Origin of the sequence: Streptomyces macrosporus (genome assembly GCF_039533145.1) — a bacterium.
GTDB classification, from domain to species: Bacteria; Actinomycetota; Actinomycetes; order Streptomycetales; family Streptomycetaceae; genus Streptomyces; species Streptomyces macrosporus.
This window is the reverse complement of the sequence record NZ_BAAASZ010000007.1, coordinates 1-6,963: the sequence shown is the minus strand read 5'-3', so window position 1 is coordinate 6,963 and position 6,963 is coordinate 1. Positions and strand designations below refer to the sequence as shown.

The 6,963-nt window shown below is 75.1% G+C and carries 7 protein-coding genes; 1 reads left to right on the top strand and 6 read right to left on the bottom strand.

The features are described from left to right. The 6 genes from ABD335_RS04370 to ABD335_RS04345 all read right to left on the bottom strand — a co-directional run. Positions 1–469: SRPBCC family protein (locus tag ABD335_RS04370; RefSeq protein ID WP_344320726.1), on the bottom strand; the 469-nt coding region annotated here is incomplete at its 3' end. 2 nt (positions 470–471) lie between these two features. Beyond that, positions 472–771 carry a phosphopantetheine-binding protein gene (locus ABD335_RS04365; protein WP_344320725.1) on the bottom strand — a complete coding sequence of 100 codons (300 nt, stop codon included), beginning with the start codon at positions 769–771 and terminating at the stop codon, positions 472–474. 168 nt (positions 772–939) lie between these two features. Then, entirely contained in the window at positions 940–2,175 is a 1,236-nt protein-coding gene (locus ABD335_RS04360; RefSeq protein WP_344320724.1) for a beta-ketoacyl synthase N-terminal-like domain-containing protein, read from the bottom strand. Beyond that, positions 2,175–3,440, bottom strand: coding sequence for a beta-ketoacyl-[acyl-carrier-protein] synthase family protein (locus tag ABD335_RS04355; protein ID WP_344320723.1), 1,266 nt, complete (start codon positions 3,438–3,440; stop codon positions 2,175–2,177). The genes ABD335_RS04360 and ABD335_RS04355 overlap by 1 nt, the downstream gene beginning before the upstream one ends. Further along, complete coding sequence (locus ABD335_RS04350; protein ID WP_344320722.1) at positions 3,437–3,883, bottom strand: cupin domain-containing protein; 447 nt, start codon at positions 3,881–3,883, stop codon at positions 3,437–3,439. The genes ABD335_RS04355 and ABD335_RS04350 overlap by 4 nt, the downstream gene beginning before the upstream one ends. A gap of 124 nt (positions 3,884–4,007) precedes the next feature. Continuing rightward, on the bottom strand, positions 4,008–5,156 hold the full coding sequence (locus ABD335_RS04345; RefSeq protein WP_344320721.1) for a SchA/CurD-like domain-containing protein: 1,149 nt from the start codon (positions 5,154–5,156) through the stop codon (positions 4,008–4,010). A 516-nt stretch (positions 5,157–5,672) separates the two neighbouring features. Between ABD335_RS04345 and ABD335_RS04340 the strand changes: the two genes are divergently transcribed. Then, a partial coding sequence (locus tag ABD335_RS04340) for an FAD-dependent oxidoreductase (RefSeq protein ID WP_344320720.1) occupies positions 5,673–6,963 on the top strand: 1,291 nt, incomplete at its 3' end.

Here is a 6,963-nt window from a genome sequence, read left to right as displayed (position 1 = left end):
TGCCGGCCGGGGTGGGGGTGGTGCGGGCGGCGTGTTCGATGCGGTCGCGGATGAGGGCCATCTGGATGCGGCTGTTGCGGTTGATGTTGTCGGTCATCCAGGCGTCGTCGACGGGGGCGTCGGGTTTCATGGCGAAGTCCTGGATCCAGCGCATCCGCACGCCGTGCGGGGTGGGGTGGTAGGTCCAGTGGATGGTCATGTGGGCGAAGGGGCCGGTCTCCAGGCGGCGGGCGCGGACGGTGAGGGTGTCGCGGTCGGCGATGCGTTCGGAGGTCCAGCTCCAGACGGTGCCGTCGGGGTCGGGGTGCATGGTGAGGCGGAAGGTGGTGCGGTTGCCGTCCTGGTGGAGGATGTCGACGGCGGCGTACTCGCTGAACAGGCGGGGCCAGTTGGCGATGTCGTTGGTCATGTTCCAGACCAGGTCGAGGGGGGCGTCGATGGTGATCTCGTTCTCGGTGTGGCCGGGCATGGTCAGGCTCCGGTGGTGAGGGCGGTGTTGACGCAGTCGAGGAATTCGCGGGGGGTTTTGCACTGTTCGGCGTGGTCGGGGAGGTTGCGGCCGTGGCGTTTTTCCAGTTCGCCGACGATGCCGAGCAGGCCGAGGGAGTCCAGGTCCAGGGCGGTGAAGGCGGTGTCGGCGTGGTCGGCCAGGGTGGTGGGGTCGATGGCGACGCCGGCGGTCTGGCGCATCAGGGCGGCCAGGTCGGCGAGGGTGACCGGCCCCCCGCCGGCGGGGGCGGGGGCCTGGGGGGTGGTGGTCTGTTCGGTCATGGGGTGCTCCTTCGACGACGGGGGGATGACGGATGCTCCCGGGGTGGGGTGGGGGTGAATGCCCGGAGAAGGGGATCTCCGGGGCGGGGTCCGGGCCGGTCCCGGTGAGGGGTGCCGGGCCGGTCCGGGGCGGGAGGCCGGTCCGGGGTGGGGGTCCGGTGGTGGGGGTCAGGGGGTGTGGCGGAGGACGAGGGCGGCGTTGGTGCCCATCAGGCCGCGGCTGAGGAGCAGCGCGGTGTGGATCGGGGCGGGGCGGGGGGTGGTGATCAGGTTCAGGTCGCAGGTCGGGGTGGTGTCGGGCGGCAGCACGGTGGGCGGGATCAGGCGGTGTTCCATGGCCAGCACCGCGGTGGCCGCGTCCAGCACCGGGGCGGCGCAGTAGGCGCGGCCGATGCCGGTCTTGGGCGCGGTGACCGGGACCTCGGCGGCGTGTGGGCCCAGCGCGTCGGCGAGCGCGGCGGCCTCGGCGCGGTCGGCGGTGGGGGTGCCCAGGGCGTCGGCGAAGACCACGTCGATGTCCTGCGGGGCGCAGGCGGCGGCGGTCAGGGCGGTGCGGATGGCGTGGGCCAGGCCGGCGCGGGAGTCGGCGCGGCGGTGGGGGGCGGTGAAGGTGGCGGCGTGGCCGGCCAGGAGGGCGCGGGGGGCGGCGCCGCGGCGGGCGGCGGTCTCGGCGGCCTCCACCACCAGCATGGCGCCGGCCTCGGCGGGCACGTAGCCGGTGGCGGCGGTGGTGAAGGGGGCGTAGGCGCGGGCCGGGTCGGCGGTGGTGCTCAGTTCGGGGTAGCCCAGTTGGCAGACCAGGGAGTAGGGGGCCAGCGGGGCCTCGGCGGCGCCGGCGAGCACGGTGTCGGTGCCGTGGGCGACCAGGCGGGCGGCGTGGGCCAGGGCGTCCAGGCCGCCGGCCTCGTCGCCGGCGACCACCGCGCAGGGGCCCTTGAAGCCGCCGCGGATGGAGATCTGGCCGGTGGCGGCGGCGTAGAACCAGGCGATGGACTGGTAGGGGCCCACGTGGCGGGGGCCGGCGCTCCACAGCTGTTGGAGTTCGCGTTGGCCGAACTCGCCGCCGCCGGAGCCGGCGGCGGTGACCACGCCGACGGTGTAGGGGGAGGCGGGGGCGGGGTCCAGGCGGGCGTCCTCCAGCGCCCAGGCGGCCGCGGCCAGCGCGAAGTGGGTGAACCGGTCGGTCTGGACCAGGAAGGTCTCCTCGATGGTGGCGGCCGGATCGAAGCCGTCGATCTGGCCGGCCACGGTGACCGGCAGGTGGGTGCAGCCGGATCGGGTGATCCGGTCCAGTGCGGGGCGGCCGTCGGCGGTGTTCTTCCAGAACGCCTCGGTGCCGATCGCGCCCGGGGCGACCACGCCGAGCCCGGTGATCACCGCGGCCCGGGCCGGTTGCTCCGCCATCACTGCCTCCTGTCGGGGTGGGTGAGGACCAGGGCGGACTGGAAACCGCCGAAGCCGCTGCCGATGGACACCACCGCCGACAACCGCCGCTCGCGGGCCTGCCGGGGCACGTAGTCCAGATCGCACTCCGGATCGGGAGTGGTGTAGTTCGCGGTGGGCGGCACCACCTGATGGGCCAGCGCCAGCAGACAGGCGGCCACCTCCAACGACCCGATCGCGCCCAGCGAGTGCCCGATCATCGACTTGATCGAGCTCATCGGGGTGGCATAGGCGTGCGCGCCCAGCGACCGCTTGACCGCCGCGGTCTCGTGCCGGTCGTTCTGCCGGGTGCCCGAGCCGTGCGCGTTGACGTAGTCGACCGCGGTGGGCGCCAGCCGGGCCATCGCCAGCGCGGTGTCGATGGCCCGGGCCATCTCCCGGCCCTCGGCGGTCAGCCCGGTCATGTGGTAGGCGTTGCCGAAGGTGGCGTAGCCGGCCACCTCGCCGTAGATCCGGGCGCCGCGGGCCCGGGCCCGGTCCCACTCCTCCAGCACCAGCACCGCGCCGCCCTCGCCCATCACGAAGCCGTTCCGGTCGGCGTCGAAGGGCCGGGAGGCGTGCGCGGGATCGTCGTTGCTCGGCGAGGTGGCCTTGATCGCGTCGAAGCAGGCCATGGTGATCGGGGAGATCGGCGAGTCCGAGGCGCCGGTCAGGCAGACCTCGGCCCGGCCCTCGGCGACCGCGTGGTAGGCGTAGCCGACCGCGTCCAGGCCCGAGGTGCAGCCGGTGGAGACCGCCTGCACCGGCCCGCCGGCGCCGAACCGCTCGGCGACGGTGGCGGCCAGCGCGCTGGGCGAGAACGCCCGGTGCAGCTCGGGGCCGGCCCGGTCGGGGTCCACCGCCCAGCGGGCGCCGCGTTCGCTGACCGCGACGTAGTCGTGCTCCAGCCGGGTGGTGCCGCCCACCGCGGTGCCCAGCACCACCCCGATCCGCCGGGGATCGGCCCAGTCCGGGGCCAGCCCGGCGTCGGCCAGCGCCTCGGCCGCGGCCACCAGCGCGAACTGCACGTACCGGTCGCAGCGCCGGATCTGGTCCGGGTCCAGGCCGTGCGCGGCCGGATCGAAGTCGCACTCGGCGGCGATCTGGGAGCGCAGCCCGGCCGGATCGAACAGGCTGATCCGCCGGGTCGCGGTCCGGCCGGCGGCCAGCAGGTCCCAGAACGCGGCCGCGCCGATGCCGCCCGGCGCGACCACCCCGAGCCCGGTGACCGCCACCCGCCGCCTCACCGCCCGCCTCCGGCGGCCTCCGCCACCCCGGCCGGCGCGGCGGCGGGCGCGGCGTCCGCGGTGGTCTCGGTGTCCACATGGCCCAGCTCCGGCCGCGGCGCCAGCGGCCCCAGATGGAACACCAGCCGGGCCTGCCCGGCGCCCACGTTGCGGAACCGGTGCCGCACGTGCGGCGGGATCAGCAGCCCCTGGTCCACCCGGAGCGGATGCGGCACCCCGTCCAGGTCCACCTCCCACTCCCCGGCCACCACATAGACGAACTCCTCCGAGTAGGGGTGGTAGTGCTCGGCGATCCGCTCGCCGGGCTCGGCCAGGGCCAGGCCCATGAATCCGCTGGTCGAGCCCGCGGTGGCCGGAGTGAGCACCGCCCGCAGATCACCTCCCCGGCGGCGGTTGGGCGGTACCTGGTCCAGGTCCACGATGCACGGACGCTGCTCGGACATCAACGATCACTCCCAGAGACGAAAACAACGGACGAGTACGAGGAGAGCGGTCGGCCACCGGCGGACAGGGCGATCGGGAAGCCGGCGCCGTGCGAGGTCGTCGGTGGTCGGAGGTGGTGGGCGGTCAGAGGTCGGCGGCCGTGCGGTCGGCGAGGGTCCGCATACCGGCGAGGGCGAGGAGACGCGGCAGCGCCCGGTCGTCGGCGAGGGGGCGGTCCAGGTCCAGGGCCGCGGTGTCGAGCAGGGACGCTGCCGCGGTGACGGCCTCGGGGTCGGCCAGGCCCACCGCGGTGGCCGGGCAGGAGGCGGGGTCGGCGTCGAGGTCGACCAGGCGGACGACGAGGTCGTCGCGGTGGAAGACGGTGGCCGCGCGCAGCGGGCCGTGCGGGTCGGCGGTGGCCGCGTCGTCCTGCCCGGCCAGCAGCCGCGCCAACGCCTCGCCCGAGCCGGTCCGGGCCGGGTAGGCCAGAGCGCACCGCCGCGTCCGGGGCGAGGCGGGCCGGGAGGAGGCGACGTGGTGCACGGCCGACAGCGCGGCTCGGGTGAAGAACTCCCGCGCCGCCGACACCTCGTCCAGGTTCCGTTCCCGCTCCAGGTGCGGGGCCAGGGCTTCCTCCAGGGCACGGGTCTCGGGCAGGGAGGCCAGGTGCAGCAGGCCGGTGAGCAGATCGCCTCGCAGGTGGCGCAGTTCGAAGGTCTGCACCACGCGGCGGCCGTGCAGGAACAGCCCGGTGCGGCCCAGCCGGACCGGGTCCCCCTCCCCCGTCGCCGGCAGGGGGTGGTCGGCCAGGATCTCGGCGACCTTGTCCTCGCTGCCCGGGACGACGGTGTAGGTCAGCGCGTGCCGTACCACCCCGTCGCCCACCCGCACCGGCACCACCGGTCGCTCCCCGGCCCCGGCCTCGCTCCGGCCGGAGCCGGTCTCGCGCACGATGCCGTACCGCAACGACCGCATGGAACGCACACAGGCCCGCAGCGGCCGGACCATCTCCAGGTGCTCCTCGCTGTTGACCCAGGCCAGGAACGACGGTGCGCTCTCCCACTCGCTGGTGATCAGCCACTGGGCGGGGTCCTCCACCGACTGACACACCTGGTCCTGGACGTGCCCCGGGGTGGACGCCACCCGCCGGCACATCCGCTCGTAGGCCGTCAGGAACTCCTGTTGCGCCCCGTCCTCGACCTCCAACAGCAGCACCACCCGCAGCCTGGAGCCGTCGAACGCCGACTGGGAGACACCACCCGACACCTGCGCCACACGGCCCGAGGCAGTCATCCGGCACACCTCTCCTTCACCAAAGAGTGGGATCAAGAAACCGTGGAGGAAGCGGAGGAGACCGGGGCCCGCTTCGTCCCGGCGTCGCCCGCCACGAGTCTTGATCGTCTGGCGGTCCCACCGGCCCCGCAAATCCTGCGGATCAACCAGGTGACGCCCCGACAGGTGGTCCGCGGACGGTGTGTGGCGGCTCCCGGACGCCCGCACGCCGCCCGGTGCCCGGCCGGGTAAGGCACCGACACATGCCTTGCCGGCGACGGGAGATGACGGCTCACCAGCCACGGACGCCCGGCGGAATCACCCGGCGCGTCCTCGGGACGTCAGGCCGCGTGACACCCTCCGGCCACCGCACGACCCGGCCGGATCACCCGCCCTCCCCCACCCCGCGCGCACTCACCGGGGCGGGTTCATCCGGGTGATGTGGGGGCGGGGCGGGCGGCGGCGGGGGCATGGATGAGCACCGGCACCCCACCCTCCCCGCGGGCGCCCGCGGACCCGACGCGCTGAAGGAGAGCGATGCACCCTCAAGCCGACCTGACCGTCCCGGTCCTCATCGTCGGCGGCTCCCTGGTGGGCCTGTCCACCTCGCTGTTCCTGGGCCGCCAGGGCGTCCCCCACCTGCTGGTCGAACGCCACGCCACCACCTCCACCCACCCCCGCGGCCGCGGCAACAACGTCCGCACCATGGAACTCTTCCGCACCGCCGGCATCGAACCGGCCGTCCGCCGCGCCGCCACCACCCTGGCCGACAACCACGGCATCCTGCAGACCCCCACCCTGACCGACCCCACCGCCGGCCGCTGGCTCTTCCAGCACCTCGACCCCGACGGCCACCTCGCCCGCCTCAGCCCCAGCGCCTGGTGCCTGTGCAGCCAGAACGACCTCGAACCGGTCCTCCTCCACGCCGCCCGCGCCCTCGGCGGCGACCTGCGCTACGCCACCGAACTGCTCTCCTTCACCCCCGACCCGGACGGCGTCACCGCCGTCCTCAAGGACCGCACCACCGGCACCCACACCACCGTCCGCGCCGACCACCTGGTCGCCGCCGACGGCCCCCGCAGCCCCATCCGCGACCAACTCGGCATCGGCCACAGCGGCCCGGGCGACCTGTTCCACAACGTCAGCATCGCCTTCGACTCCCACGCCCTGGCCGACCTGGTCGGCGACCGCCGCTTCCTGATGTGCTACCTCACCCGCCCCGACGCCGACGGCGCCCTGCTCCCGGTCGACAACCACCACCGCTGGGTCTTCCACGCCCCCTGGCACCCCGAGACCGGCGAGACCCTGGCCGACTTCACCGACGCCCGCTGCACCGCCCACATCCGCCGCGCGGTCGGCGCCCCCGACCTGGACGTGCGCATCACCGGCCGGGCCGCCTGGCACGCCGCCGAACGCGTCGCCCTGCGCTACACCGCCGGCCGCGTCCACCTGGCCGGCGACGCCGCCCACGAGATGTCCCCCACCGGCGCCTTCGGCGCCAACACCGGCATCCAGGACGCCCACAACCTGGCCTGGAAACTCGCCGCCGTCCACCACCGCTGGGCCGGCCCCGCCCTGCTGGACAGCTACGACACCGAACGCCGCCCGGTCGCCCAGGCCACCGCCACCCGCGCCTCCCACCGCTCCGCCGAACACCACCACCCCGGCTACACCCCACCCCCCACCGACCCCACCCTCACACCCCCCGGCGGCGCACCCGGCGGCCGGGGACCCGGCGGCGCACCCGGCGGCGGGGCACCCGGCGGCGCACCCGGCGGCGGGACGGACGGCCCACCCCCCGGCGGCGCACCCGGCGGCGGGCCCGGCG

Excerpts from the sequence above, each read along its gene's own strand:
- ABD335_RS04365 (WP_344320725.1), bottom strand. The coding sequence starts at position 771 with ATGACCGAACAGACCACCACCCCCCAGGCCCCCGCCCCCGCCGGCGGG.
- ABD335_RS04360 (WP_344320724.1), bottom strand. The coding sequence starts at position 2,175 with ATGGCGGAGCAACCGGCCCGGGCCGCGGTGATCACCGGGCTCGGCGTG.
- ABD335_RS04350 (WP_344320722.1), bottom strand. The coding sequence starts at position 3,883 with ATGTCCGAGCAGCGTCCGTGCATCGTGGACCTGGACCAGGTACCGCCC.
- ABD335_RS04345 (WP_344320721.1), bottom strand. The coding sequence starts at position 5,156 with ATGACTGCCTCGGGCCGTGTGGCGCAGGTGTCGGGTGGTGTCTCCCAG.